The following is a 25,070-nucleotide window of genomic DNA, read 5'->3' as shown; positions in this document are numbered from 1 at the left end:
TTCTTATTAAAGGAGAATAAGGGTGAAAATCGGGTATAGAACCATCAAAACTGCTATTGGTACACCTCTTTCAATCGTGGTAGCTCAAGCATTAGGACTTTCAAATTTCACATCTGCAGGTATACTTACGATTTTGACCATTATGCCCTCACGTAAGCAATCTGTCCTTAGTGCATGGCATCGATTATTAGCCTGTATCGTTGCAAGTATACTTTCATTCTTGTTTTTTGAATTTATTGGATATAATCCAATTATTTTGGCATTAATGCTTTTAGTCTTTATTCCAATTACAGTATTATTAAAAGTAACCCCAGGTATTATTACGAGTTCTGTCATCATATTAAATCTGTATAGTACTGGAGATATTCCTTTTTCACTGCTACTTCAACAATTTATTTTAATACTAGTAGGAATAGGTACAGGGTTATTGATGAATTTATACATGCCAGGAAATGAGCAAAAATTAAAACAAATTCAAATAAAGTTAGAGCAAAACTTCCAAAAAATTTTGACAGAAATTGCATTATATATACGGGATAATAGTACAGTATGGGATGGTAGAGAGCTAAAGGAATCTGAGGAATTATTAAAACAAGCAACTAATCTAGTTGTAATAGAAAAGGAAAACCATTTGCTACGTTCACAGCACAATTATTATGACTATTTTAATATGCGTAATAAACAGTTAGATTTATTTAGAAAAATGCTTCCTTTAGTAACTAAATTACCAAATAGAGATGAGATATCTTTAAAAATTGCAGACTTTTTTGAAGGATTGGCAGAATCCGTGCATCCAGGCAATACAGCTATTGTATTTTTAGAGCTTCTGAAAGATTTAAGGGATGAGTTTCATAAAGAGGATTTGCCTACTACTCGTGATGAATTTGAAACTAGGGCTAATTTATTCCGATTATTACATGAAATCGAAAGCTACTTACTGATAAAAAAACGGTATAAAGATAGTGATGTTAGTTTAATAAAACGAACAAAAGTTGCGAAAAAAAATTAAAAAGACTGTGATTACTCATAGGAGTAATCCAGTCTTACCATTCACTTTATAAATTGATAACAAAAGCTAGACCATAGGTTATTGTTGAAACAACCATTGCAATAATCATAATATAAATTGCTATTTTCATGCGACGCTCGCGCTTAGATTTTCTTTTTGGAGCAGGTTTTGTAGTTTGTTTTGCAGACATTTTTTGTCCTCCCTTAAATCCCATGTGCTTTTATTATTTTAACGTTAAAATAGTAATAGGACAAGTAATAATTTAAATTCATATTTTTTTATCTAAAATTTTCCTAATATTTACCTTATTGCAAGAGCTATAAAGATTCTACTTTTACTGAATGGGGGAACAAGTATGAATATCGACCAAAAAGGAGTCCACAAGAAATGGAGTGATTCGGTTGAGGAGATTTTAAAGCGCTTTCCTGAAAGAAAAGCTTCTTTTCAATCTAGTTCGGATATAGAAATTGAAAGACTTTACTATCCAGAGAATGATAGTACTTATTTAGAAAAGTTAGGCTATCCTGGAGAATACCCTTATACAAGGGGAATTCAACCAACTATGTATCGAAGTAAGTATTGGACTATGCGTCAATATGCAGGGTTTGGTTCTGCAAAAGAAACAAATAAACGATTTCGCTATTTATTAGAGCAAGGACAAACTGGACTTTCAGTGGCATTTGATTTACCTACCCAAATTGGCTATGACTCTGATGATCCTATGGCTGAGGGCGAAGTAGGGAAGGTAGGTGTAGCAATTGACACATTACATGATATGGAGGAATTATTAAATCAAATTCCATTAGATAAAGTAAGTACATCGATGACTATTAATGCCCCAGCTTCCATTTTACTATGTATGTATATTGCAGTCGGGGAGAAGCAAGGTGTACCTATAGAAAAATTAACTGGCACCATTCAGAATGATATTTTAAAAGAATATATAGCACGAGGTACATATATATTCCCACCGAAGCCATCGATGAGATTAATAACGAACATCTTTGAATATTGCCAAAAGCATGTTCCAAAATTTAATACAATTAGTATTTCTGGTTACCATATTCGCGAAGCGGGTTCAACTGCAGTACAGGAGGCAGCATTTACGATTGCAAATGGGATGGCTTATGTGGATGCGGCAATAGAATCTGGGCTAGATGTTGATACGTTTGCTCCTAGGTTAGCATTCTTCTTTAATTCCCATAACAACTTCTTTGAAGAGATTGCTAAATTCCGTGCGGCTAGACGGGTTTGGGCGAAAATTATGAAGGAACACTATCAATCAAAAGATCCAAAAAGCTGGAAGCTACGTTTCCATACACAAACAGGCGGCTCTACGTTAACTGCACAGCAACCGGACAATAATATTGTACGTGTAACATTACAAGCATTAGCAGCAGTGCTTGGAGGAACTCAAAGCTTACATACGAATTCACGAGATGAGGCATTGGCATTACCTACAGAGGAGTCGGCTCGTATTGCCTTAAGAACGCAACAGATTATAGCTCATGAAAGTGGTGTAGCAGATACGGTGGATCCGTTAGGCGGATCTTACTATATCGAAGCATTGACCGATGAGATTGAAGTTGAAATAGAAAGATATTTAAGGCAAATAAAAGAGCTTGGTGGTGCTGTAAGTGCTATCGAGGAAGGATTTATGCAACGTGAAATCCATCGAACGGCTTATGAGACGCAAAAGCGGATTGAGAAAGAAGAGGAAATTATTGTAGGCTTAAACAAATTTAAAGTGGAAGAAGAGGTTAATCCTGACATTTTAAAAGTAGATGAAGAATTAGAACGGAAGCAAAAGTCTAATCTTCAAAAAATTAGAGATGGAAGAGATCATGATTTAGTAGAGAGTACATTAAAGCAACTACAATGGGCTGCTAGTCAAGCGGATGAAAATTTGATGCCATATATTTTAAATGCTGTAAAAGCATATGCCTCTGTTGGAGAGATTTGTAATATCCTTCGAAGAGAATTTGGCGAGTACAGAAGCATCTAATTAATTGTTAGGGAGGAACATAAATATGGCAAAAATTCGAGTTTTAATTGCTAAACCAGGCCTTGATGGGCATGATCGAGGTGCATTAGTAATAGCTCAAGGGTTAAGGGATCATGGGATGGAAGTTATCTACACAGGACTAAGACAATCCCCTGCTCAAATTGCTAAGGCTGCTATCCAGGAAGATGTCGATGTGATTGGTTTATCTTCCTTATCAGGTGCACATCGGACCCTTTTTCCAAAAGTAATCGAGGAATTAAAGGTATTAAATGCTGATGATATTCCGGTTATTGGTGGAGGGGTGATCCCGTCGGAAGATATACCATTTCTTTTGGAAAAAGGGGTTAAACAAATATTTACTAGTGGCTCTACTATTGAAGAATTAGCAAATTACATTAACCAGCTTGTAGGCCCAAGTCATCAAAGTATAACGAATAAAATATCTCATATTGGAATTGCTGTTAATTCTATTGAAAAAGCGCTTCCTTTTTATACGAAAACACTAGGTTTAGAATTGGAAGGTATGGAAGAAGTAGCTTCTGAGGGAGTAAAAGTTGCCTTCTTAAGAATTGGAGAAAGTCGTTTTGAATTATTAGAAGCAACTGCAGATTCCTCCCCAATTCATAAATTTATAGAAAAAAGAGGAGAAGGTATCCATCATATCGCCTTAGATGTTGAGAATATTCAAGCGAGAATTAATAGTTTAACTAAAAATGGCATTCAGTTTATTCATACGGAACCAAAAGCTGGAAGCCACCACACTAAAATTGCATTCATGCATCCGAAATCAGCACATGGTGTATTGTTTGAGCTTTGTGAAGCAACAGGAGGTGAAGAAGTATGATGGATATGTTTGATAAAATAAATGAACTTTACGATAAACGCAGAATGGCGGAGTTGGGTGGCGGTGATGAGCGAATAGAAAAGCAACATGCCAAAGGAAAATGGACTGCAAGAGAACGTATTGAATATCTTTTAGATGAGGGAAGTTTTGTAGAATTAAATACGTTTATTGAAAAACGCGGAACAGATTTTGAAATGAATGGTTCCAGCGGCATGGGTGACGGGGTCATAACAGGATTTGGTAAAATTAATGGCCGTCCAGTGTATTTATTTGCTCAAGATTTTACCCTTTATGGTGGGGCACTAGGAGAAATGCATGGTAAGAAAATTGCTGCTGTCATGGATCTAGCGGCAAAAAATGGAGTCCCATTTATTGGACTTAACGATTCGGGTGGTGCAAGAATCCAAGAAGGAGTATCATCTCTTGATGGGTACGGCCAAGTATTTTATAGGAATGCTATATATTCTGGATATATTCCACAGATCTCTGTCATTATGGGGCCAAGTGCTGGTGGTGCCGTATATTCACCAGCAATAACTGATTTTGTTATTATGGTCGAAAAAACTTCTCAAATGTTTATTACTGGTCCAAAGGTAATCGAGACTGTTACAGGTGAAAAAATAACTTCTGAGGACTTAGGTGGAGCTCATATTCATAATAGCAAAAGCGGCAATGCCCATTTTAAAGCCAAAAATGAAGAAGAGGCATTGGATCATGTGAAAAATCTATTATCCTATTTACCTAACAATAATAATGAAAAGCCTCAAGAAGTGGAAGTAGAAATGGATGAATTAGATGATTATCGACCAGAACTAGTCGATATTGTTCCTTTTGATTCCACTCGTCCTTACGATATAAAAAGCGTAATAAGGCAAGTAGTAGATGAGGAAAGTTTTTATGAAATTCAATCAGAATTCGCAAAAAATATCGTAGTCGGATTTGCTAGAATGAGGGGACAAACAGTAGGTTTAGTTTGTAACCAACCGAAACATCTTGCAGGTGGACTTGATATTGATTCTAGTGACAAGGCAGCTCGATTCATCCGTTTTTGTGATTGTTTTAATATTCCAATTATAACGTTTGAAGATGTAACAGGGTTCTTTCCTGGCATAAAACAGGAGCATGGTGGTATCATACGACATGGAGCAAAAATATTATATGCTTATTCTGAAGCAACTGTTCCTAAGCTAACGGTTATTGTAAGAAAAGCTTATGGTGGTGCTTATGTTGCATTAAATAGTAAGTCAATTGGAGCAGATTTAGTTTATGCATGGCCAAATGCAGAAATTGCGGTTATGGGACCAGAAGGAGCAGCGAATATAATTTTTGCCAAAGAGATTGCAGCTAGTTCAGCCCCTGAAAAGACACGTCAAGAAAAGATAAATACATATCGAGAAAAGTTCGCTAATCCATATGTTGCAGCAAAATTAGGTATGGTTGACGATGTTATCGATCCTAGGGAAACTCGAATGAAGCTAATCCAAGGGTTAGAAATGTTACAAAATAAGAAAGAGGATCGCCCGAGAAAAAAACACGGCAATATTCCTCTTTAATACTAGGAGGTTTAGACAACATGGTAAATAAAGACAGAGTAGTGAATGAATTTATGGAACTTGTCCAAGTGGATTCCGAGACAGGTTATGAAGCGGAAATAGCGGAAGTGTTGAAAAAGAAATTTCAAGAGTTAGGATTAGAAGTTTTAGAAGACCATGCAAAAGAAAAAACTGGTCACGGAGCTAATAATCTTATTTGCACGTTAAAAGGAACGAAGGATGGCGTTGACCCGATTTATTTTACATCCCATATGGATACAGTAGTACCTGGTAAAGGAATTAAACCTTCAATTAAGGATGGGTACATTGTATCTGATGGTACAACTATACTTGGAGCAGATGATAAAGCAGGGCTAGCAGCAATGCTTGAAGCAATACGTACAATACAGGAAAATAATTTGGAACATGGCGATGTACAATTTGTTATTACAGTAGGAGAAGAGTCGGGACTAGTAGGAGCAAAAGCTCTTGAGCCTTCTATGATTAACGCAAAATTCGGATATGCTTTAGACAGTAATGGAAATGTAGGAGATATTATTGTTGCTGCTCCGACTCAAGCAAAAATAAATACAATCATTAAGGGGAAAACCGCACATGCTGGAGTTGCACCTGAAAAGGGAGTTTCTGCAATTACAATAGCAGCTAAAGCAATTGCAAAAATGCCTCTAGGACGTATTGATGAAGAAACTACTGCTAATATTGGTCGATTCGAAGGTGGAAAACAAACAAATATTGTAGTGGATCATGTTGAAATACTAGCCGAAGCCCGTTCCCTTGTACTAGAAAAAATGGAAGCACAAGTTGCAGCTATGAAGGATGCTTACGAAACTACTGCAAGAGAGATGGGCGGAGAAGCTGTTGTTGATATTAAAGTCATGTACCCTGGATTTAAACAACAAGCAGGGGACCAAGTGGTAGAAGTAGCAAGAAGAGCTGCAGCAACAATCGGAAGGGAAAGTAATCTACTAAAGAGCGGTGGCGGCAGTGATGCAAACGTAATTGCTGGACTTGGAATCCCGACTGTTAATTTAGCAGTTGGTTATGAAGAGATTCATACGACTAACGAACGCATTCCAGTCAAAGAATTAGTGAAAGTAACTGAATTGGTAACTGCTATTATTAAAGAGGTAGCAAAATAATACCATGATAACGATATATAAATAACATTAGGGGGACCATTGCTTTGGTTTCTCTGATGTTTTTTATTTATAGAGAAAAATCTTATGATAGATAATAGTTTCTTAATATCCACTAAATAGAACTTAAATAACAAAAAAAAGGGTTAAATTTATTTCAAAAGCGAATTAGGTGCGCGATATTCTGCTATCTGTTACCTAAAATGCTTTTGGGACAACGACTCGTTAAACTATGCTATAATATAAGTAGAAACAATTGTTCGGGAAGGTGTTAAAGCGTATGAAGTATAATAGAGCGCGGATAATTTTCCACCTAGATATGAATAGCTTTTATGCCTCGGTAGAAATGGCCTATAATCCATCGTATAAGGGGAAACCATTAGCAGTGGCAGGTAACCCTGAAGAACGTAGAGGGATTATTATCACAAGTAATTATGAGGCTAGGGCAAAAGGTGTTAAAACTACTATGCCTATCTGGCAGGCTAAAAAACTATGCCCAGAATTAATTGTTATCCGCCCAAACTTCGAACGGTATCGATTTGCATCAAGAGAGATGTTTAAAATTTTAAATTCCATTACACCATTTGTAGAACCAGTATCAATAGATGAAGGTTATATGGATGTGACAGATGCAACATCTCCTTCTAATACAATACGATTAGCAGAAGAATTACAACAGAAAATTAAGAAGGAGCTCGATTTACCTTGTAGCATTGGTATTGCTCCTAATAAATTTTTAGCTAAGATGGCTTCTGATATGAAAAAGCCTATGGGAATTACAGTGTTAAGGAAGCGTGACATACCGGCAAAATTATGGCCTTTACCAGTAGGAGAGATGTATGGAGTAGGGAAGAAGACAGCAGAAAAGCTAAATACGATTGATATTGATACTATTGGTGATCTTGCGGAAGCGGATGTTTATCAACTGAAGCAACTGTTAGGCATTAACGGAGAGCGTTTAAAAAATCGCGCCAATGGTATTGACATAAGACCGGTTGATCCAGATGCAGTAAATGAGTTCAAAAGCATTGGTAGTTCTGAAACCTTGCCTACGGATACTACGGATATAGTGGAAATAAGAGGTCTATTAACAGCATTGGCAGATAATGTAGAGATAAGAATGAAAAGGAAGCAAGCAGCTGGAAGGTCTGTACAATTATCTATTCGTTACCATGACCGAAGAACCATAACTAGAAGCAAAAAGCTTCCTAATTATATTGAGAAGAAAGAAGATATTCTAAAAGTAGTATTTGAACTTTTTGAAAATCATTGGAATCAAGAACCGATACGTTTATTAGGTGTAACGGTGCAGGATATTGAGGAAAAACAAAATATTGTAAAGCAACTTGATTTATTTACGTATAGTAAGGATGCAGAGAAAGAAAAACTGTATAATGCTATTGATAAACTGACAGAAAAGTTCGGGAAAAATCCGTTTGTAGAGATCAAAGAAGATAATCATCAGCAACCAAGAACTAGTTTTCAAAAAGACTTTCTAGACGATTTTAAAATGTAGGCTCGAGTAATATTACTAGTTATCAAGAGAATTTTAATAAGAAGCGTTGATTGGTTAACAGGGTCTATGTATGTATTACAAAAAAATGAGTAAGGGAATATCATTTTGTTATACCGGAAGATTGAGCAAAATAATTCTAACACTATTATTTGGTAATATTCTAATCATAATTATATTGTGTAAGAATTTTGGAATAAATGTTCTGGTCGGAAAATCATTATTCTAAGGAAGTGAAAACTATGGAATTGGAAACAGTTATGCAAGAGTTAGAAGCACTTGGCAAAGATCGAATGAAAAAAAGATATTTGAACAATGGAGCACATGAACCTTTATTTGGTGTGGCGACAGGAGCCATGAAGCCTTTATCTAGAATTATTATGAAAAACCAAGCCTTAGCGGAAGAACTATATGCGACAGGAAACTATGACGCTATGTATTTTGCGGGAGTGATAGCTGACCCACAAGCAATGACAGAGGAAGATTTTGAACGTTGGATAGATGGTGCTTACTTTTATATGATATCTGATTATGTAGTTGCTGTTACACTTTCAGAAACAAATATTGCACAAGAAATTGCAGATAAATGGATTGCAAGCGGTGATGAACTGAAAATGTCAGCTGGTTGGAGTTGTTATTGCTGGTTATTAGGTAGTCGTCCAGATGAGGAATTTAGTAAAGAAAAGTTAAGTAAAATGATTGAGCAAGTGGTCAGTGCGATTCACGACTCACCTGATAGAACAAAGTCATCTATGAATAACTTTATCTATACTGTTGCGATTTCTTATAAACCACTTCATGATAAAGCAATAGAAGCGGCTAAGGAAATTGGACCGATTGAAATGAATAGTAAAGGTAAAAAGAAAATAGTTACTCCGATTTTTGACAAGATTCAAAAGGATTTGGAAAGAAACTTATTAGGCTTTAAACGTAAATATGTAAGATGTTAATTGGAAGGGCGGTCATTATGATCGCTATTACAATATAATTTAAAATTAATAATTTCCAGAACAGTATGCTATTAGTTTGTTAAGATGATAAACAAATCACAGTATGAACCTACTTAGGTAGCGTTAGTTAAACTAACACTACCCAAATGATCACTCTTATTTCATTATTTTTTTTATTAACGAAAAGGCTAGTTTTCCACCTGGATACCTAAGTGGTATATCAAATTTAGTAGTTTGCTTTAATATGCTCTTTTGATGCGAGAACGTATCAAAACTATGTTTGCCGTGATAGCCTCCCATACCACTACTTCCTACGCCACCAAAAGGCAAGTTTGGATTAGCTAGATGGTAAAGCGTGTCGTTTACGCAACCACCACCAAAGGATAGGGTTGTCATTACTTTTTCTTGATTTCTTTCCTTTTCACCAAAATAATAGAGAGCTAGTGGTTTTTCGCGTTGCTTTAGTTCTGTTATAACTTCTTCTAACGAATTAAAAGTAAGTACAGGAAGAATAGGACCGAATATTTCATCTTGCATAACGGGATCTTCCCAAGATATGTTATCGAGTATTGTTGGTTCTATTTTTAATTGGTTACGGTCAACATTACCACCATAGAATACAGAGCCATTCGATAAGAATTGAGACAAGCGATTAAAGTGGTTTTCATTTATTATCCGTACATAATGGTTATTATGAATAGCGTCTCTACCATATAAACTTTTGATTTGTTTCTGCATTTCTTTTAATAGTTTTTCTTTAATCTTTTGATGAACATACATATAATCTGGAGCTACACAGGTTTGTCCTGCATTCGTATATTTTCCCCATACAATCCGTTTAGCCGTTAAACCTATATCCGCATCCTTATCCACTACAACAGGACTTTTTCCTCCTAGTTCAAGTGTAACTGGCGTTAGGTGTTCACTTGCTTTTCGCATGATGATTTTCCCCACTGGAGTACTTCCAGTAAAGAATATATAGTCAAAGCGTTGATTTAATAAAGCTTTGCTAGATTCACTATCCCCTTCCACAACAGTTAAATAACTAGAGTCAAACGTTTCATTAACCATTTTGGCTAATAGGGAAGAAGTGGATGGACTAAATTCCGATGGTTTAATAATAACTGTATTTCCTGCAGCAATAGCCCCAATTGCTGGTGCTATTGCTAGTTGTAACGGGTAGTTCCAAGGCGAAATCACTAACGTAACACCATAAGGTTCCTTACGGATAAAACTTTTCGTTCCCTTATGTGTAATGGGTGCATCAACTAGTTCGTCCGCCATCCAATCCTTTAAACTCTTTTCTGCATGTTTAATCTCGTTGTAAAGAAAGCCAAGCTCAGTCGTAAATGTTTCGTATGTTGACTTGTTTAGATCTTGTTTTAATGCCTGGTATATACTTTTTTCGTACTTTTCTAACATGTTTCGTAGTTTTCTGAGATTGTCTATCCGAAATCGATAATCTAACGTTTGTTCACTTAAGAAAAAAGAACGCTGATTCTCTACTAATTTTTGAATTTCTACCAAAAAAACCATCTCCTTTTAATGGGATGGAACATCTATTTTGAAAAAGTCAGAAGCAATTTCCGTATTTGGAAAAATGCTTTGTGCTTCTTCTAATAGTTGGTCCAAATCTTGCTTTTGGTACCTAGAAGAAATATGTGTTAAGACTAACTTTTTTACATTACTATTATTTGCAAGGGATGCTGCTTGTTCAGTTGTAGAATGAAAATAGTTACGGGCTAATTCTATACTTGCTTTGTTAAAAGTTGCTTCGTGAACTAAAACATCTGCAGATTGAACAAATTGTTCATTTTCTTCCGTTGACCTTGTGTCTCCAAGTATGACAATATGCCTTCCAGATTTATCTGGTCCTATAACATCTTCTCTGTTTATCTTTCGACCGTCCTCAAGCGTAGTTGTCTCATTTTCTTTTATTTGGCTGTAAATTGGACCAGGGCTTACACCTAGTGATTTTAACTTATCCACTTGTAATTCTCCTGGCTTGCTTTTCTCCTCAATGCGAAAACCGTAGCTTGGTATCCCATGATCTAACTTTTTACAGTATACAATAAACCCTTCATCTTCTAATATTTTCCCTTCACTTATTTCAACAAATGAGAGGGGGTAGGTTAAATGTGTACCACTAAGATTTAAACTGGTACGTACATATTCTTCTATGCCTTTAGGACCATAAATGATTAGTTCATCCTCACCGCCTTGAAAAGACCTAGAGCTTAGTAAACCTGGTAATCCGAAAATGTGATCGCCGTGCATATGGGTAATGAATACTTTATTTATTTTTCTAGGTTTTATCGAAGTATGAAGAATTTGGTGTTGTGTTGCTTCTCCGCAATCAAATAACCAAATACTATTAGCTTCTTGTAACATCATTAGTGCTATAGACGAAACATTTCGTTCTTTAGATGGTACTCCTGAACCTGTACCTAAAAATAATAACTCCATGAACGAGCCTCCTTATCTCCAACCACGTACATATTGTTTAGGAGCTTCTAGTTCATAGCCTAGTTCATCGGCTGCAATCTTTGCCCAATATGGGTTTCTTAATAAAGATCTACCAATGAAGATAAGATCAGCTCGGTCATTTTGCAGAATTTCCTCAGCTTGAATGCCTGTAGTAATTAGTCCAACCGCTCCTGTAGGAATACCAACTGTATGCTTAATGGCTTCGCAACGTTTAACTTGGTATCCAGGGTAGGTGTTGATTTTAGCAGGTACAATTCCTCCAGAACTACAATCAATTAAATCAATGCCTAGCGCTTTTAATTGTCTTGCATAGAAAAGGAAGTCTTCTAATGTGTTTCCAGCATCGTTATACTCGTCAGATGAAATACGAACAAAAACAGCACCGTTAAATTCTTTTGAAACAATTTCTACAATCTCTTTTAAGAAACGGAAACGATTTTCTTTACCGCCACCATACTCATCTGTTCGCTTATTAGTTAATGGAGACAAAAATTGATTAATAAGGTAACCATGAGCTGCGTGGATTTCAACCATATCAAACCCAGCATCTGCTGCTCTTTTTGCTGCATCACCAAATGCATGAATAATGCGTTTAATACCAGAAATGTCTAATTCAGAAGGTTCCTGGTATTTTTCATTAAATCGTAAAGGGGATGGAGCATAATTAACATCTTCATCCTCAGCTTTACGACCTGCGTGAGCTAGCTGAATACCGGCTTTAGAACCGTAATGGTGTAATTCTTTAACAAGATCACCTAAACTAGCTACATGCTCGTCATCCCATATTCCAAGATCTTTTGCTGTAATTCGTCCTGCTTTTTCCACAGCGGTTGCCTCTAACATCACTAAACCGACTTGCCCAACTGCTCGAGATACATAATGAGTCCTATGAAATGGTGTTAATTTACCATCTCCATTTTCACATGAGTACATACACATTGGAGACATTACGATTCTGTTTTTTAATGTCATATTTTTAAACGTAATTGGGGAGAAAAGTTTTGTCATGATTATAAACCTCCATTATAATTGCTTTTTAAATTGGTATACTTTTCTATAGGTTAATGCTTTATAAGGTACATCTGTGAAAATACCATCACAATCTTGCAAAAAACAATTCATCATATGCTTATACTTGTTCACCGTGTAAACCCGAACGGGCATATGTTGTTCTTGTGAGGCTTTCATTAGCGATTGATTCAATAAACGATACTTGATATGTAGTGCATTAGCACCAAGTTTTTTTGCATATTCAACTAGATAAGGATTTCGTTTGGAAGTTAAAAATGCTATCTCGACCTCATCTTGATAAGGTGCTAATCTTTGTACACTTTTTGGACTAAATGTAGATATAGTCGTCCGTTCTAACAAGCGATGATTCTTTAGCTTGTCATAAACAATTTGTTCTAAGTTTTTATAGTCAATTTTGTTGTTTTTTAATTCGATGTTAATATATAAATCTTTTGGTTTGATCCAAGTTAAAAAATCATCTAATGTAATTATTTTTGCATCACGAAAATCCGATGAAAACCAAGACCCAGCATCTAATTTGGCCAATTGATCATAAGTAAAATCTTTTACATAGCCGTTACCACTAGTAGTACGGCTTACTGTTTCATCATGGATTAAGACTGGTATATTATCCTTTGTTAATTGTACATCCGTCTCAATTCCTTCGGCGCCAAGATTATAGGCGAGTTCAAAGGCTGCCATTGTATTTTCAGGTGCAATCTTACTTGCTCCACGGTGGGCAATAATTTTAGTTGTCAAATCCTTCACCTCTAGTTTGATTTTGTTTCAAATTAATGGGAAAGTCAACCAATACACAAGGGGAAACACTACAAAAAGATTCACGAAGTATTGATTAGTGACTTCATTCTATTTTAGCGTTAAAATAACTATAAGTGAATGAACGAGGATTCAGTTTTATGTGGAAAAAGGCAAGTTTTATAGAATAGAGGGGAATTAAATGACAGTAGCCAAAAAAACGATTCATCAGATAACAGTTCCAACTCCTTTTGCAGTAGGAGATACCCATGTATATTTATTAAAAGGAGAGATGCTTTCTTTAGTAGATGCAGGAATAAGAACGGAAGCTGCTTGGGTTGCATTGGTTGATCAGTTGAAAGATTTGGGATATATGCCAAATGATATTGAACAAGTTGTTTTAACCCATCATCACCCAGACCATACTGGATTAATAGATCGATTTGACAAAGTCGAGAATATTATTGGTCATAAAAATGTTGAGCCTTGGCTAACGCGTGATGAAGATTATTTTAATCATTTTGAGACATTTTACTATGAATATTTTAATTTAAATGGTGTACCTAGCCGGTTTCGAGAAGTATTAAAAAAATTAAGAGGTCAATTAGATTGGGCCGGAGAAGGTAAATTAACGATACCAATTGATGAAGGGGATACGTTACCAGGTCATCCTGAGTTTAAGGTTGTGGAGACAAAAGGCCATGCACAAAGCCATTTATCTTTTTTAAAGGATGACGGCACTTTCATTGGTGGTGATCACTTACTTCATCATATTAGTCCAAACCCGATTATGGAACCTCCTTTAATCGGAAAAACCGATCGTCCTAAACCTTTGTTACAATATAGAGCAAATCTAAATAAATGTTTAAGTTTGGATATAAATGTTGTACTACCAGGTCACGGGAAAATTTTTCATGATGTAAGTGAAGTTGTTTCCCGTGCTTTGACTAAACAAGAAACGCGCGCTAATAAAGTACTTAGTTTACTAAAGGAATACGCTCAAACTCCTTTTCAACTATGTGAGCAAATTTTCCCTAGGCAATACGAAACACAAATTGACTTAACTATGTCCGAAACAATTGGTCAATTAGATTATTTAGAGGATAATGGTTTAGTCACAAAAACTATTGAAGACGGGGTTTTCTATTATCATGCATTCTAAATTTCATGGAAAAAGAATTGTTATTACAGGCGCATCGAGCGGTATTGGAGAAATGCTTGTTAAAAAAATAGCAGCAAATGGTGGAACACCAATTATGATTGCTCGGTCATTAGATAAATTACGTCAGCTACAAGATCAAATTAAAGAGGAACATAATATAAAAGCCTATTATTATCGAGCTGATTTAACAAAAATTGAGGAAATGGATGAAGTAGTTTCCATTGTCTTAAAAGAGCATGAAACGATTCATGCCCTAATTAATAATGCAGGGGTTGGTGTCTTTCAATATATAGATGAAACGAAATGGGCAGATATTGAGATCATGTTCCAGTTAAATGTTCTTTCTCTTATACGAATGACGAAGTTGTTTCTTCCACATTTTATTCATCATAATTCCGGACACATTATTAACATTGCCTCACAAGCTGGAAAAATATCAACACCTAAGTCGGCAGTTTATGCGTCTACTAAACATGCAGTTATTGGTTTTACTAATGCTTTGAGGCAGGAAACTGCAAAAGATAATATAGCAGTCACGTCAGTTAATTTAGGTCCAGTAAGAACAAACTTCTTTTCTTTAGCAGATCCAGATGGAAATTATCAAAAAAGTGTGGACCGTTATATGCTTGACCCTGAAAAAGTTGCTACTAAAATAGTAGAACATGTCTTTACTCAGAAACGAGAAATTAATATGCCTTTATGGATGGATTTAGGTAGTAGGCTTTATCAAGTTTTTCCAGGTATTATGGAGAAAGTACTTAAAAAGCAATTCAATAAAAAATAGCAGATTTAGGGGAGATATAAATTGAAACTTACAATAACACCGGAGGCTCAAGGAAAGATTAATGAATTAAATGTTCATAACTTGAATTTCCTACAGTTAAAATATGACACAAAAGGGTTAGGCTGTGGTGTAAATGGGCTACCTACTTTCATTCTAGTATCTCGCAAGGAAGATAAGCATTTTGAAGTCGATAACAACACTTTTCCGACTATAATTGAAAAAATGCAAGCAGTGTTTTTTGCTGATGATATGAAATTAGATTATATAAATGGAATGTTTCGATTATCAAGTCCTGAAGGGATACTAAATCCATTTATATCAACATCAAGTATTGTTGAATAATGAACAACTATATAAATCATATTTACAGTCGCGTAAGTTATTATCTAAGTTAACTTGCGCGATTTTTAGTAGTGTTAAATATAATTTGAAAGGTGGAATAATGAATGAATGAAGTGAATTATTAAACAATTAAACCCATCCTCAATTAATAGAACTACCTTTAATTGATTTATATTTTGATTTTTCCCACATCATTTATTTGAAATATGGTAGTATTTCTTTAAGTAACGACTGATAGAAGGGTGTAATTGATGAAGAGGTTCTTGTATACTACTATAATAGTATTTTTCCTATCCGTTGTTATTTGGTATTTCAACCCTAAACAGTATGATAAAACTCTAGAAGGGGTTTATTATCAACTAGGTGATAACGATGTGTATGAAGAGGTTTCCGTGCAACTAAATGGTACATTATAAAATCTAATATCTGGTGATAAGAGGTTTGAAGGAACAGTTGAGATTCAAGGAGAACATTTACCTATGATTCCAATAGGGAGAAGCTAGAATTATTTTATGATGGAGAAGGTCCCGGAATATTGCATCCTATTTTAGAAGTGGCGGAGATGGAATATTAATACCAGATATTTACACGTTCGGATTAATATATGCAGACAGTAAATTCGAACAATTTTCAGTAATGATCCATACAAGAGAAGCGGATAATCCTGACAGTGGTTCCTGGACTGGTATGGATGGATACTTGATTACAGCTCCAGCTAGAAATAGGGATGAAGCTCTGGACATAACTACAAATTATTCAACCATGTAAAAAGAAAAGGAGACATGTTTATATATAGTAATTAAGGCAACAAATATTACGTTTATTGGGGGATAGATTATATGGTATATAACCATCAAACTAAAGCTATAACTACTGACAGACTTTTACTAAGATTTTTCCAAAAATCTGATGCAGAAGTTGTAGCTAGATTATGTAATAATTACAATATATATAAAAATACCATGTACCTTCCTTATCCATACTCTAAAGAACATGCATTAATATGGATGGAAAGGCATATTGAGAATTTTAATGCAAATAAAGCATATGAATTTGCTATAACAAATAAAGAAACAGGAGAGGTATTCGGAGCAATAGCACTATCAAATAATCAGAGCTTTAACCATGGTGAAATTGCATATTGGATTGGTGAAGAATATTGGGGACACGGGTTTGCTACAGAAGCTGCTGAAGCTGTCATTAATTTTGCCTTCAAAGAAAAAAATTATCACAAAATTTTCGCGCGATATTTTACTACCAACCCAGCATCAGGTCGAGTTATGGAAAAATTAGGTATGACTAAAGAAGGGATTTTGAAAGAGCATGTAATAAAGGATGGTCAATATATGGACCTAGTATATTATGGGATTATTAACCGTTAATTTTATACCGTTAAATCTTTAAACGGTTATTTCACATGGTGATATGTATATCGTTATATTTAGAAAAGATAGTTTTGGTGATAATTACCATTTTCATCACTAGGAATGTGAGGAGTTAAAGTGGGAATTTCTGAAGTACTTTTAATTATGCTTGTATATGGTGGTCTATTTTTATTTGCATTTCCATCGATTTCTTCAAATAATAAAATACTAGTTTATATAAAGTCCATATTCCTAGTTGTTTTGTATCTATTTATTTCGGCTATTATTTGGTTTTCTTATAGGGGGCAAGAATATCATCTCAACAACCATAGCGGTTTCGAACGATTAGCTTTACTGGTGAGGCAATTCTTGTATTAATCTGTTTTAGCATCTTTAATATAATTTTATTATTGTTAGGTATTCTACTGAAAAGTAAAATGTACTACATAAATCCATGATTTCTAAACTATATGAATAATAAATATGCTATTTGTATTGTACACTTTTTGTAAAAAATATATATAAAGTGAGGTGTCATATGAAGCAATTAACCTTTCATGAGTTACAGGGCTACCTACTACTAAAATACAAAGAAAAGCTTGAGGTTGAATTTTCCCTCAAGCTATATTGTATGTTTAGTACTGTTAGTTAGTCGACAATTTAATCTGTAATTTCGCGGATATTCTCTATGTTAGAAAAACTATTTACTCTATCTATGCTGCGTATATTTGTTTTCCTTAGTTATTTCTTTTAACTTTACGTATACATCCTTTTTTAATAAATCATTAGTATTTAATGTTATATTTTCTCTTACTTGTTGCAATGAACTTGCACCAAATACAACACTTGTTACAGCTCGATGATGTAACACGTATTTTAATGCCAGCTCATTTACATTAGAAGAGATATTCTCTAATTCTTGTTGGACGGTGATTAATTCTTGATACGTATAATTTAAATAACCGTCTTTTCCTTTTTGCTCTATTTGATTACGTGATACGTTACTTAACATCCCTTTTGCAAGAGGTCCCCTTGCAAGTACACTAATATTATTCTTATATAGTAAGTCTAACGTTTCTTCCTCTGGTCGTCTGTCTAGTAAGCTGTACTGAGTCATCACTCCATCAATAGAAGACTTGTTAACAAATTCTCGAATAACATTTGGTCTTATAGAAGAAATGCCGTAAGCTCGAATAATTCCTTCTTGTTTTAATCGTTCAAAAGCCTCAATCGTTTCTTCGATTGGATCTTCAATTGTTCCACCATGTAACATATAAAAATCGATATAATCGGTTTTAAGCCTTCTTAAGCTCTCTTTTACTGCTTTTAATATATATTCTTTTGATGGATCCCAAAACCAATCTTGATTCAATTTATTAAAATGGTTCCCGACCTTAGTAGTAAGTATAATTTGATCTCGTTTATGCCGAATTGCATCTCCAACAATCTCTTCATTTAAACCAAAATCATACAAATCTGCAGTATCTAAGTGGTTTATACCATTATCTAATGCAAAATCGATAATGTCTCTAGCTTTTTCTTTATCAGTTCCAAGAGTCATACAACCTAGAGTCAAAGCAGATATTTCAATATTTGATGTTCCTAGCTTATTTTTTTTCATCCTAACAACCTCCTAGCATTATCATATTTCAAATGAATAGCCAATGCCAAGTTCTTAAGCTTTTCTTCATTAACTTGAAAGATTACATATGCTAAAATAAAATCATTAACGTTGAGAAGGATGAACGAAATGAATAAATTTGAAGAGAAGACAATCAGTTCAAAATCTATCTATAATGGAAAAGTTGTGAAATTACAGGTAGATGATGTCACATTACCAAATGGAAAACTATCTAAAAGAGAGTTAATCAAACATCCGGGTGCTGTCGCAATTATTCCTATAACAAAAGAAAATAAGATTGTGCTCGTTGAGCAATATCGAAAGCCTTTAGAGAAATCCATTGTTGAAATTCCAGCTGGAAAGCTTGAACCAGGAGAAAAACCAGAAAGTACTGCTATTCGTGAACTGGAAGAAGAAACGGGATACACGGCTAGAAATGTAACAAAGCTAACTTCGTTTTATACTTCTCCAGGGTTTGCGGATGAATTAATGCATATATACTTTGCTAAGGATATCGAGAAGCTAGAAGTACCCCCTGCAATGGATGAAGATGAGTTTGTTGAAATATTAGAATTAAGTCTAGATGAAGCAAGGAAATTAGTAGAAGAACAACGAATCCATGATGCTAAAACGATTTATGCGATTCTTTACTTAGAAATGCGGGAGCTGTTATAACATGTTAAGGTCTTATTTTGCCGATATGCATATTCATATTGGAAGAGATGTATTTGATAAGCCGGTTAAGATTACAGCATCAAAGAACCTAACGATTACCAATATTTTAAAAGAATCTAGTCGGAACAAAGGGATTCAATTGATAGGGGTTATTGATTGTCAATCACCTAATGTACAACACGAATTAAAGCAGCTTATAAGAGATGGATTAGCATTTGAACTATCAGATGGAGGAATCCGTTTTGAAGAGGTAACCTTATTATTAGGTTCTGAAATTGAAGTTTATGATAAGAATTGTCGTGGTCCAATTCATGTCCTTTGTTTCCTGCCTAGTTTACAGGAAATGGAACAGTTCTCAGAATGGTTAGTTACCAAGATGAAGAATATTACACTAAGCTCACAACGTTATTATGGTTCAGCTAAAGAACTGCAATATAAAGTGAAAGAGCTGTCAGGAATCTTTATCCCAGCACATGTATTTACACCTTATAAAAGTCTTTACGGTAAAGGTGTCAATCAATCCCTAGAAGAAGTATTTGATCGAGATTTAATTGATGGGATTGAATTGGGACTTAGCTCAGATACATTTATGGCAGACCAAATTAAAGAACTTCATTCCTATACTTATGTGACTAATTCAGATGCACATTCTTTAGCAAAGATTGGAAGAGAATATCAGGAAATCATGATGAAGGAGCCTTCCTTTAAAGAGTTCCATTATGCACTTCATCAAGTTGAAGGAAGGAAAATAGTTCGTAATTATGGTATGAATCCTATGCTAGGTAAATATCATAAGACTGTTTGTGATAAATGTCTTCATTATATGAGTTCAGATACATCTGTATGTGAGAAGTGTGGTTCAAGTAAGATAGTGAAAGGTGTAGCAGATCGAATTGAAGAGCTAGCTGATTTTGATGGAAAAGTTATAAATCGACCACCGTATTTGTATCAAGTACCACTTGAATATTTACCGAAACTTGGACCAAAAACCTTTAAAAAATTATTAGAAAATTTTCAAACGGAAATGAATATCATTCATCAAGTCCCCTATGAAGAATTAATAGAAATAATACCAGAACACATTGCGAAATCTATTATACAAATGAGAGAAGGAAAACTAGTAATTACAGCTGGTGGTGGTGGCAAATACGGAAGTGTAAAACAGTCTGAATGATATTCTAATAAAAAACATAGATTTGATAGGAATGTTTATCTGGAAAACTTCATAACTTTTATTATAGACGAGAGAGTGAATGGAGGATTCCGATGAACAAACGTACACTAGTAATAGACCATTTAAAAACTCATGCTACTATTTATGTATTTATGATTATTTTATTTTTAACTGGGATCGTTTTTGGTGCAATAGTAGTAAACAGTATGGGGTTTGAACAGAGAACAGATCTATTTTTTTATGTAGAACGTTTTTTTGGCTACTTAACGAATGATAATACTATTAGTAATAATGAAATATTAAAGGAAAGTTTTTTATACCATGTAAGATACTTACTTCTTTTATTTATTTTAGGTTTATCGGTTATTGGATTACCTATTGTATGGATATTAATTTTTTTAAAAGGATTAGTTGTAGGGTTCTCAGTAGGTTTTATCGTCAACCAGTTGGGAGTTGAAGGGTTTATACTAGCGACATTTTCTATTGCACCACAGAATATACTTGTAATCCCGATTTATATCATTGCTGGTAGTCTCTCCATGATATTTACACTTGGATTATTAAATAAGTTATTTGCCAGAAAAGCCTCATTTTCACAGCCAGTATTAAACCCGTTTATTAAATATGTTACGGTATTTACTGTATTACTTATCATTTCTGCGATTCCAGCCATAATTGAAGCATTTGTTGCAAATGAAGCGATGGTTTCTTATATTAAAACTTTATATACGAAAGAATAGTGCACAGAACCATTTAAGTTTTGACACGCTTAATCCGTGTGCATATAATTAAAGGTGGGATATGAGGGAGGAGATCGCCATGGAACATCGAATTGATCGTATAAAGAAACAACTTCATGCACAAAGCTATAAGCTGACTCCACAACGTGAAGCAACTGTACGGGTATTGCTTGAGCGAGAAGCGGACCATTTAAGTGCTGAGGACATTTATTTATTAGTAAAAGAAAAAGCACCTGAAATCGGTTTAGCAACCGTATATCGTACGTTGGAATTATTATCAGAACTTAAAATAATTGATAAAATTAATTTTGGCGATGGCGTCTCCAGATACGATCTACGAAAAGAAGGGGCCGAGCACTTTCATCATCATTTAGTTTGTATTGAGTGTGGATCGGTAGAAGAAATTATGGAAGACTTATTAGGTGATGTAGAAAAGGTAGTGGAAAAAGAATGGGGCTTTCAAGTACAAGATCACCGCTTAACATTCCACGGACTTTGTAAAACATGTCAGAAAGCAGCTGTAGAAACTACTTCTTAATCAAAATGCCTTTTCAATAGGAGAAGGCATTATTTTAATTTTCATCGTATTCTTTTTAGTGTAAAATGTATATGTATCATAAATATTATGGGACTTGTTTTCTAGTTAATATGTATAAAGTATATGTTTTTTGGCATATCTTTTAATAATTAGTTTTAATTAAAGGAGAATGCCATATGAAAAAGATGGTATGGGATACGGTTAAGGTATTTGCTATTTTTGTCGCTTGTACATGCTTATTTTATTTTGGGTTACAAGTAATGCATTCTGAGTATGAACAGTTTCATCGATATGATACGCCTGAGGGTCCATCAGTTAAAGTATTCAATAATGAGCAAAGCTTTATTGATCGTTTAAATATCTTTTTTCGATTAGGGGAGTAGAGAATGCTAAATCATGCTTATAATGATTTTTTTCATTATCTGCAAGTTGAACGAGGATTATCTGATAATACATTAAAATCATATAAAAGAGATTTAAATAGGTATACAAAAGATATGGCTACAGGTGAGAAAGAATCGTGGAATGAGGTTACTAGAACGGATGTTGTTGGTTTTCTTTATAAACTAAGAGACGAAGGTAAGTCATCCGCCACTATTGCTAGAACTATTTCATCTATCCGCCAATTCCACCATTTCTTAATGCGTGAAGAAATTGTCAACCATGATGCAACATTACATATTGAAACACCTAAAAAAGAGAGAAAACTTCCAGATGTTTTATCAATAGAAGAAGTGGACAAGCTCCTAAATATTAAAGGAAACTCTCCTTTAGATATTCGTAACAGGGCAATGCTTGAATTGATTTATGCCACAGGTCTTCGGGTGAGTGAACTTGTTACGCTTAAAAATGATGATCTGCATTTAACGATGGGATTTGTCCGTTGTTACGGTAAAGGTTCGAAAGAAAGAATTGTACCACTAGGAGATATGGCACAGCAATCTATCGAAGATTATTTAAAATATGCTCGATTAAATCTATTAAAAAAGAATAGAGATGAGAATATTTTATTTTTAAATCAGCACGGAAGACCTATGACAAGACAAGGCTTCTGGAAGATACTAAAAAAACTAGCTAGAGATGCTAACATAATGAAAGATATAACACCCCATACGTTAAGACATTCTTTTGCAACACATCTATTAGAAAATGGTGCTGATTTACGTGCTGTTCAAGAGATGCTAGGACACTCAGATATATCTACTACTCAAATCTATACACATGTTACGAAAACGAGATTAAAAGATATGTATAAATCTTTTCATCCGCGTGCATAGATTTTCTTTTTAATTCAAGTTGTCTGACATCCTACAACTTATTGATTAGAACATATTATTATAAAAATAAGACAACATAAGCTTGGGAGGTTATGAATATGAGTAAATTCGATAGAATATTTTTAGTTGTTATGGATTCTGTAGGAATTGGAGAAGCACCTGATGCGGAGAAATTTAATGATAAAGGTGCTGATACTTTAGGTCATATTGCTGAACATATGAACGGTTTACATATGCCAAATATGGGTGAACTAGGTCTCAGTAATATAAGAGAAATTAAAGGAATTGAAAGGGCTTTAAAGCCAAAAGCGCATTTCACTAAAATGCAGGAGGCTTCAAATGGAAAAGATACTATGACAGGACATTGGGAAATCATGGGATTACATATTGAACAACCTTTCCAAACATTCCCGAATGGTTTTCCGAAAGAATTAATTGATGAATTAGAAACAAGAACAGGTAGAAGAGTAATTGGTAATAAGCCAGCATCCGGGACTGAAATCTTAGATGAACTTGGAAAAGAGCATATGGAAACTGGGGCGTTAATTGTATATACTTCTGCTGACTCTGTATTACAAATTGCAGCTCACGAAGAAGTAATACCGATTGAAGAGCAATATCGTATATGTGAAATTGCTCGTGAACTAACTTTAGATGAAAAATATATGGTTGGAAGAGTAATTGCTAGACCATTTTTAGGCAACCCTGGAGCGTTTGAACGTACTTCTAATCGTCATGATTATGCGTTGAAGCCATTTGGAAGAACGGTAATGAATACATTAAAAGACGAAAATTACGATGTTATCGCAATTGGAAAAATATCTGATATTTATGATGGAGAAGGTGTAACAAAGGCTATCCGTACAGTAGATAATGACGATGGGATGACAAAGCTAGTAGAATCTATGGATATAGAGTTTCAGGGGATTAGCTTTTTAAATTTAGTCGACTTCGATGCAAAACACGGACACCGACGTGATCCACAAGGTTATGGTGAAGCATTAGAAGCATATGATGCTAGACTTCCTGAAGTGTTGAATAAGATGAAAGATAAGGATTTATTAATTATTACAGCTGATCACGGAAATGACCCTGTTCACCATGGTACCGACCATACGCGTGAATTTGTACCATTATTAATACATCATAAAGGTATTGAATCAGGTAAGGAGTTACCAATTAGAAAAACCTTTGCCGATATAGGTGCAACGATAGCAGATAATTTCAATGTAACATTACCGCAACACGGAACAAGCTTTTTAAACGAGATTTAATTGGGAGAGATTGAAATGGAATATTCAAAAATAAAAGAAGCAAGTCAATTTATTGAAAGTAAATTATCCACCAAACCAATAATTGGTCTAGTCTTAGGTTCAGGTTTAGGAGTACTAGCAGATGAGATTGAAAATCCTGTCGTAATTCCTTATAACCAAATACCGTATTTCCCGGAATCAACCGTTTCGGGTCACAAAGGACAATTAGTAATTGGTGAATTAGAAGGAAAACAAGTTCTAGCTATGCAAGGTCGTTTTCACTTTTATGAAGGATATACGATGCAGCAAGTAACGTTTCCGATTCGAGTGATGAAAGAGCTAGGTATAGACTCTATTATTGTAACGAATGCTGCAGGTGGTATTAATGAAAGTTTTCAACCTGGTGATTTAATGGTGATTACAGATCAAATTAATAATATGGGAACTAGTCCTCTTATCGGACCAAATGACGAACAGTTAGGTGCGCGCTTTCCTGACATGTCTTCTGCTTATGATAAATTATATGTGGAGCACGCATTACAGTCTGCAAAAGATTTGGGTTTAAACGTTCAAACTGGAGTATATGTTGGGAATACAGGACCAGCTTATGAAACACCTGCAGAGATTAGAATGCTAAGAACTTGGGGTGGAGATGCAGTAGGAATGTCGACAGTTCCTGAGGTAATGGTAGCAAATCATGGAAATATGAAGGTACTCGGAATATCATGTATTTCCAATATGGCTGCTGGTATTTTAGATCAACCTCTTACACATGATGAAGTTATGGAAACCACAGATAAAGTAAAACAAGACTTTTTACAATTCGTAAAGAAAATTATTCAAACATTACCATTGAACTAACAGGAGGTGGGAACT

Annotated in this window: 26 protein-coding genes; 20 read left to right on the top strand and 6 right to left on the bottom strand. The window is 34.7% G+C overall.

Going from position 1 to position 25,070, the window contains the following annotated elements:
* Nucleotides 1-22 precede the first annotated feature (22 nt).
* Nucleotides 23-1,009 (top strand): aromatic acid exporter family protein, encoded by a 987-nt coding sequence (locus tag AB1K81_RS06040; RefSeq protein ID WP_412975727.1) that lies wholly within the window; start codon nt 23-25, stop codon nt 1,007-1,009.
* A gap of 46 nt (nt 1,010-1,055) precedes the next feature.
* Here the strand turns inward: AB1K81_RS06040 and prli42 are convergent, their stop codons facing one another.
* Complete coding sequence (gene prli42, locus AB1K81_RS06035; protein ID WP_412975726.1) at nt 1,056-1,199, bottom strand: stressosome-associated protein Prli42; 144 nt, start codon at nt 1,197-1,199, stop codon at nt 1,056-1,058.
* Nucleotides 1,200-1,364: 165 nt separating this feature from the next.
* Between prli42 and AB1K81_RS06030 the strand changes: the two genes are divergently transcribed.
* The 6 genes from AB1K81_RS06030 (at nt 1,365) to AB1K81_RS06005 (ending at nt 9,010) form a co-directional block, all read left to right on the top strand.
* Nucleotides 1,365-3,014, top strand: a complete 1,650-nt coding sequence (locus AB1K81_RS06030; protein WP_412975725.1) for an acyl-CoA mutase large subunit family protein — start codon at nt 1,365-1,367, stop codon at nt 3,012-3,014.
* Between the two features lie 25 nt (nt 3,015-3,039).
* A complete protein-coding gene (mce, locus tag AB1K81_RS06025) occupies nt 3,040-3,858 on the top strand; it encodes a methylmalonyl-CoA epimerase (RefSeq protein WP_412975724.1) in 819 nt (272 codons plus the stop codon).
* The gene (locus AB1K81_RS06020; protein WP_412975723.1) at nt 3,855-5,411 is read left to right on the top strand and encodes an acyl-CoA carboxylase subunit beta; all 1,557 of its coding nucleotides are present in this window, start codon (nt 3,855-3,857) and stop codon (nt 5,409-5,411) included. Before mce ends, AB1K81_RS06020 begins: the two co-directional genes overlap by 4 nt.
* 20 nt (nt 5,412-5,431) lie before the next feature.
* Nucleotides 5,432-6,550: a M20/M25/M40 family metallo-hydrolase gene (locus AB1K81_RS06015; protein ID WP_412975722.1), complete on the top strand. Its 1,119-nt coding sequence runs from the start codon at nt 5,432-5,434 to the stop codon at nt 6,548-6,550.
* Between the two features lie 277 nt (nt 6,551-6,827).
* Nucleotides 6,828-8,063, top strand: a complete 1,236-nt coding sequence (locus AB1K81_RS06010) for a DNA polymerase IV (RefSeq protein ID WP_412975721.1) — start codon at nt 6,828-6,830, stop codon at nt 8,061-8,063.
* 239 nt (nt 8,064-8,302) lie between these two features.
* Nucleotides 8,303-9,010 (top strand): DNA alkylation repair protein, encoded by a 708-nt coding sequence (locus AB1K81_RS06005; RefSeq protein ID WP_412975720.1) that lies wholly within the window; start codon nt 8,303-8,305, stop codon nt 9,008-9,010.
* Nucleotides 9,011-9,166: 156 nt separating this feature from the next.
* Here AB1K81_RS06005 and AB1K81_RS06000 read toward each other — a convergent pair whose 3' ends face one another.
* From AB1K81_RS06000 to AB1K81_RS05985, 4 genes are read right to left on the bottom strand one after another with little or no spacing between them, the layout of a single operon-like run.
* Nucleotides 9,167-10,546, bottom strand: coding sequence for an aldehyde dehydrogenase (locus AB1K81_RS06000; RefSeq protein WP_412975719.1), 1,380 nt, complete (start codon nt 10,544-10,546; stop codon nt 9,167-9,169).
* Nucleotides 10,547-10,552: 6 nt separating this feature from the next.
* Entirely contained in the window at nt 10,553-11,476 is a 924-nt protein-coding gene (gene rnz / locus AB1K81_RS05995; RefSeq protein WP_412975718.1) for a ribonuclease Z, read from the bottom strand.
* Between the two features lie 12 nt (nt 11,477-11,488).
* Nucleotides 11,489-12,505, bottom strand: coding sequence for an NADPH dehydrogenase NamA (gene namA / locus AB1K81_RS05990; protein ID WP_412975717.1), 1,017 nt, complete (start codon nt 12,503-12,505; stop codon nt 11,489-11,491).
* A 15-nt stretch (nt 12,506-12,520) separates the two neighbouring features.
* The gene (locus AB1K81_RS05985; protein WP_412975716.1) at nt 12,521-13,276 is read right to left on the bottom strand and encodes a glycerophosphodiester phosphodiesterase; all 756 of its coding nucleotides are present in this window, start codon (nt 13,274-13,276) and stop codon (nt 12,521-12,523) included.
* 190 nt (nt 13,277-13,466) lie between these two features.
* On the opposite strand from AB1K81_RS05985, the gene AB1K81_RS05980 reads away from it, so the two are divergent.
* The 5 genes from AB1K81_RS05980 to AB1K81_RS05960 all read left to right on the top strand — a co-directional run bounded on the left by AB1K81_RS05980 (nt 13,467) and on the right by AB1K81_RS05960 (nt 16,934).
* Complete coding sequence (locus AB1K81_RS05980) at nt 13,467-14,426, top strand: MBL fold metallo-hydrolase (protein WP_412975715.1); 960 nt, start codon at nt 13,467-13,469, stop codon at nt 14,424-14,426.
* Complete coding sequence (locus AB1K81_RS05975) at nt 14,416-15,210, top strand: SDR family NAD(P)-dependent oxidoreductase (RefSeq protein ID WP_412975714.1); 795 nt, start codon at nt 14,416-14,418, stop codon at nt 15,208-15,210. Before AB1K81_RS05980 ends, AB1K81_RS05975 begins: the two co-directional genes overlap by 11 nt.
* Nucleotides 15,211-15,231: 21 nt before the next feature.
* Nucleotides 15,232-15,552 (top strand): iron-sulfur cluster biosynthesis family protein, encoded by a 321-nt coding sequence (locus AB1K81_RS05970; RefSeq protein WP_412975713.1) that lies wholly within the window; start codon nt 15,232-15,234, stop codon nt 15,550-15,552.
* Between the two features lie 248 nt (nt 15,553-15,800).
* The gene (locus AB1K81_RS05965) at nt 15,801-15,968 is read left to right on the top strand and encodes a hypothetical protein (protein WP_412975712.1); all 168 of its coding nucleotides are present in this window, start codon (nt 15,801-15,803) and stop codon (nt 15,966-15,968) included.
* Nucleotides 15,969-16,391: 423 nt separating this feature from the next.
* The gene (locus AB1K81_RS05960; protein ID WP_412975711.1) at nt 16,392-16,934 is read left to right on the top strand and encodes a GNAT family N-acetyltransferase; all 543 of its coding nucleotides are present in this window, start codon (nt 16,392-16,394) and stop codon (nt 16,932-16,934) included.
* A gap of 691 nt (nt 16,935-17,625) precedes the next feature.
* Here the strand turns inward: AB1K81_RS05960 and AB1K81_RS05955 are convergent.
* The gene (locus AB1K81_RS05955; protein ID WP_412975710.1) at nt 17,626-18,537 is read right to left on the bottom strand and encodes an aldo/keto reductase; all 912 of its coding nucleotides are present in this window, start codon (nt 18,535-18,537) and stop codon (nt 17,626-17,628) included.
* A 129-nt stretch (nt 18,538-18,666) separates the two neighbouring features.
* Here AB1K81_RS05955 and AB1K81_RS05950 point away from each other — a divergent pair, with 129 nt between their 5' ends.
* The 8 genes from AB1K81_RS05950 to AB1K81_RS05915 all read left to right on the top strand — a co-directional run bounded on the left by AB1K81_RS05950 (nt 18,667) and on the right by AB1K81_RS05915 (nt 25,055).
* The gene (locus AB1K81_RS05950; RefSeq protein ID WP_412975709.1) at nt 18,667-19,212 is read left to right on the top strand and encodes an NUDIX domain-containing protein; all 546 of its coding nucleotides are present in this window, start codon (nt 18,667-18,669) and stop codon (nt 19,210-19,212) included.
* A 1-nt stretch (nt 19,213) separates the two neighbouring features.
* Entirely contained in the window at nt 19,214-20,386 is a 1,173-nt protein-coding gene (locus AB1K81_RS05945; RefSeq protein ID WP_412975708.1) for an endonuclease Q family protein, read from the top strand.
* A 92-nt stretch (nt 20,387-20,478) separates the two neighbouring features.
* Nucleotides 20,479-21,126, top strand: a complete 648-nt coding sequence (spoIIM, locus tag AB1K81_RS05940; protein WP_412975707.1) for a stage II sporulation protein M — start codon at nt 20,479-20,481, stop codon at nt 21,124-21,126.
* Between the two features lie 79 nt (nt 21,127-21,205).
* Nucleotides 21,206-21,664: a ferric iron uptake transcriptional regulator gene (gene fur / locus AB1K81_RS05935; protein ID WP_412975706.1), complete on the top strand. Its 459-nt coding sequence runs from the start codon at nt 21,206-21,208 to the stop codon at nt 21,662-21,664.
* 176 nt (nt 21,665-21,840) lie between these two features.
* On the top strand, nt 21,841-22,047 hold the full coding sequence (locus AB1K81_RS05930; RefSeq protein ID WP_412975705.1) for a YqzK family protein: 207 nt from the start codon (nt 21,841-21,843) through the stop codon (nt 22,045-22,047).
* 3 nt (nt 22,048-22,050) lie between these two features.
* On the top strand, nt 22,051-22,941 hold the full coding sequence (xerD, locus tag AB1K81_RS05925; RefSeq protein ID WP_412975704.1) for a site-specific tyrosine recombinase XerD: 891 nt from the start codon (nt 22,051-22,053) through the stop codon (nt 22,939-22,941).
* 98 nt (nt 22,942-23,039) lie between these two features.
* On the top strand, nt 23,040-24,215 hold the full coding sequence (gene deoB / locus AB1K81_RS05920) for a phosphopentomutase (RefSeq protein ID WP_412975703.1): 1,176 nt from the start codon (nt 23,040-23,042) through the stop codon (nt 24,213-24,215).
* Between the two features lie 15 nt (nt 24,216-24,230).
* Nucleotides 24,231-25,055, top strand: a complete 825-nt coding sequence (locus AB1K81_RS05915; RefSeq protein WP_412975702.1) for a purine-nucleoside phosphorylase — start codon at nt 24,231-24,233, stop codon at nt 25,053-25,055.
* The last annotated feature ends 15 nt before the right edge of the window (nt 25,056-25,070 follow it).

This window comes from Ornithinibacillus jepli, from assembly GCF_047228935.1.
Taxonomy (GTDB): Bacteria; Bacillota; Bacilli; order Bacillales; family Amphibacillaceae; genus Ornithinibacillus.
The sequence above is the reverse complement of the archived record's forward strand: the minus strand, read 5'-3'. Positions and strand labels throughout refer to the sequence as shown.

Coding starts and splice junctions, on each gene's coding strand:
- mce (WP_412975724.1), top strand. CDS start 3,040: ATGGCAAAAATTCGAGTTTTAATTGCTAAACCAGGCCTTGATGGGCAT.
- namA (WP_412975717.1), bottom strand. CDS start 12,505: ATGACAAAACTTTTCTCCCCAATTACGTTTAAAAATATGACATTAAAA.
- spoIIM (WP_412975707.1), top strand. CDS start 20,479: ATGAACAAACGTACACTAGTAATAGACCATTTAAAAACTCATGCTACT.
- xerD (WP_412975704.1), top strand. CDS start 22,051: ATGCTAAATCATGCTTATAATGATTTTTTTCATTATCTGCAAGTTGAA.
- AB1K81_RS06020 (WP_412975723.1), top strand. CDS start 3,855: ATGATGGATATGTTTGATAAAATAAATGAACTTTACGATAAACGCAGA.
- rnz (WP_412975718.1), bottom strand. CDS start 11,476: ATGGAGTTATTATTTTTAGGTACAGGTTCAGGAGTACCATCTAAAGAA.
- AB1K81_RS06000 (WP_412975719.1), bottom strand. CDS start 10,546: ATGGTTTTTTTGGTAGAAATTCAAAAATTAGTAGAGAATCAGCGTTCT.
- AB1K81_RS05930 (WP_412975705.1), top strand. CDS start 21,841: ATGAAAAAGATGGTATGGGATACGGTTAAGGTATTTGCTATTTTTGTC.
- AB1K81_RS05955 (WP_412975710.1), bottom strand. CDS start 18,537: ATGAAAAAAAATAAGCTAGGAACATCAAATATTGAAATATCTGCTTTG.
- AB1K81_RS05945 (WP_412975708.1), top strand. CDS start 19,214: ATGTTAAGGTCTTATTTTGCCGATATGCATATTCATATTGGAAGAGAT.
- AB1K81_RS06010 (WP_412975721.1), top strand. CDS start 6,828: ATGAAGTATAATAGAGCGCGGATAATTTTCCACCTAGATATGAATAGC.
- AB1K81_RS06030 (WP_412975725.1), top strand. CDS start 1,365: ATGAATATCGACCAAAAAGGAGTCCACAAGAAATGGAGTGATTCGGTT.
- AB1K81_RS05975 (WP_412975714.1), top strand. CDS start 14,416: ATGCATTCTAAATTTCATGGAAAAAGAATTGTTATTACAGGCGCATCG.
- deoB (WP_412975703.1), top strand. CDS start 23,040: ATGAGTAAATTCGATAGAATATTTTTAGTTGTTATGGATTCTGTAGGA.
- AB1K81_RS05915 (WP_412975702.1), top strand. CDS start 24,231: ATGGAATATTCAAAAATAAAAGAAGCAAGTCAATTTATTGAAAGTAAA.
- AB1K81_RS05980 (WP_412975715.1), top strand. CDS start 13,467: ATGACAGTAGCCAAAAAAACGATTCATCAGATAACAGTTCCAACTCCT.
- AB1K81_RS06015 (WP_412975722.1), top strand. CDS start 5,432: ATGGTAAATAAAGACAGAGTAGTGAATGAATTTATGGAACTTGTCCAA.
- AB1K81_RS05960 (WP_412975711.1), top strand. CDS start 16,392: ATGGTATATAACCATCAAACTAAAGCTATAACTACTGACAGACTTTTA.
- fur (WP_412975706.1), top strand. CDS start 21,206: ATGGAACATCGAATTGATCGTATAAAGAAACAACTTCATGCACAAAGC.
- AB1K81_RS06005 (WP_412975720.1), top strand. CDS start 8,303: ATGGAATTGGAAACAGTTATGCAAGAGTTAGAAGCACTTGGCAAAGAT.
- prli42 (WP_412975726.1), bottom strand. CDS start 1,199: ATGTCTGCAAAACAAACTACAAAACCTGCTCCAAAAAGAAAATCTAAG.
- AB1K81_RS05950 (WP_412975709.1), top strand. CDS start 18,667: ATGAATAAATTTGAAGAGAAGACAATCAGTTCAAAATCTATCTATAAT.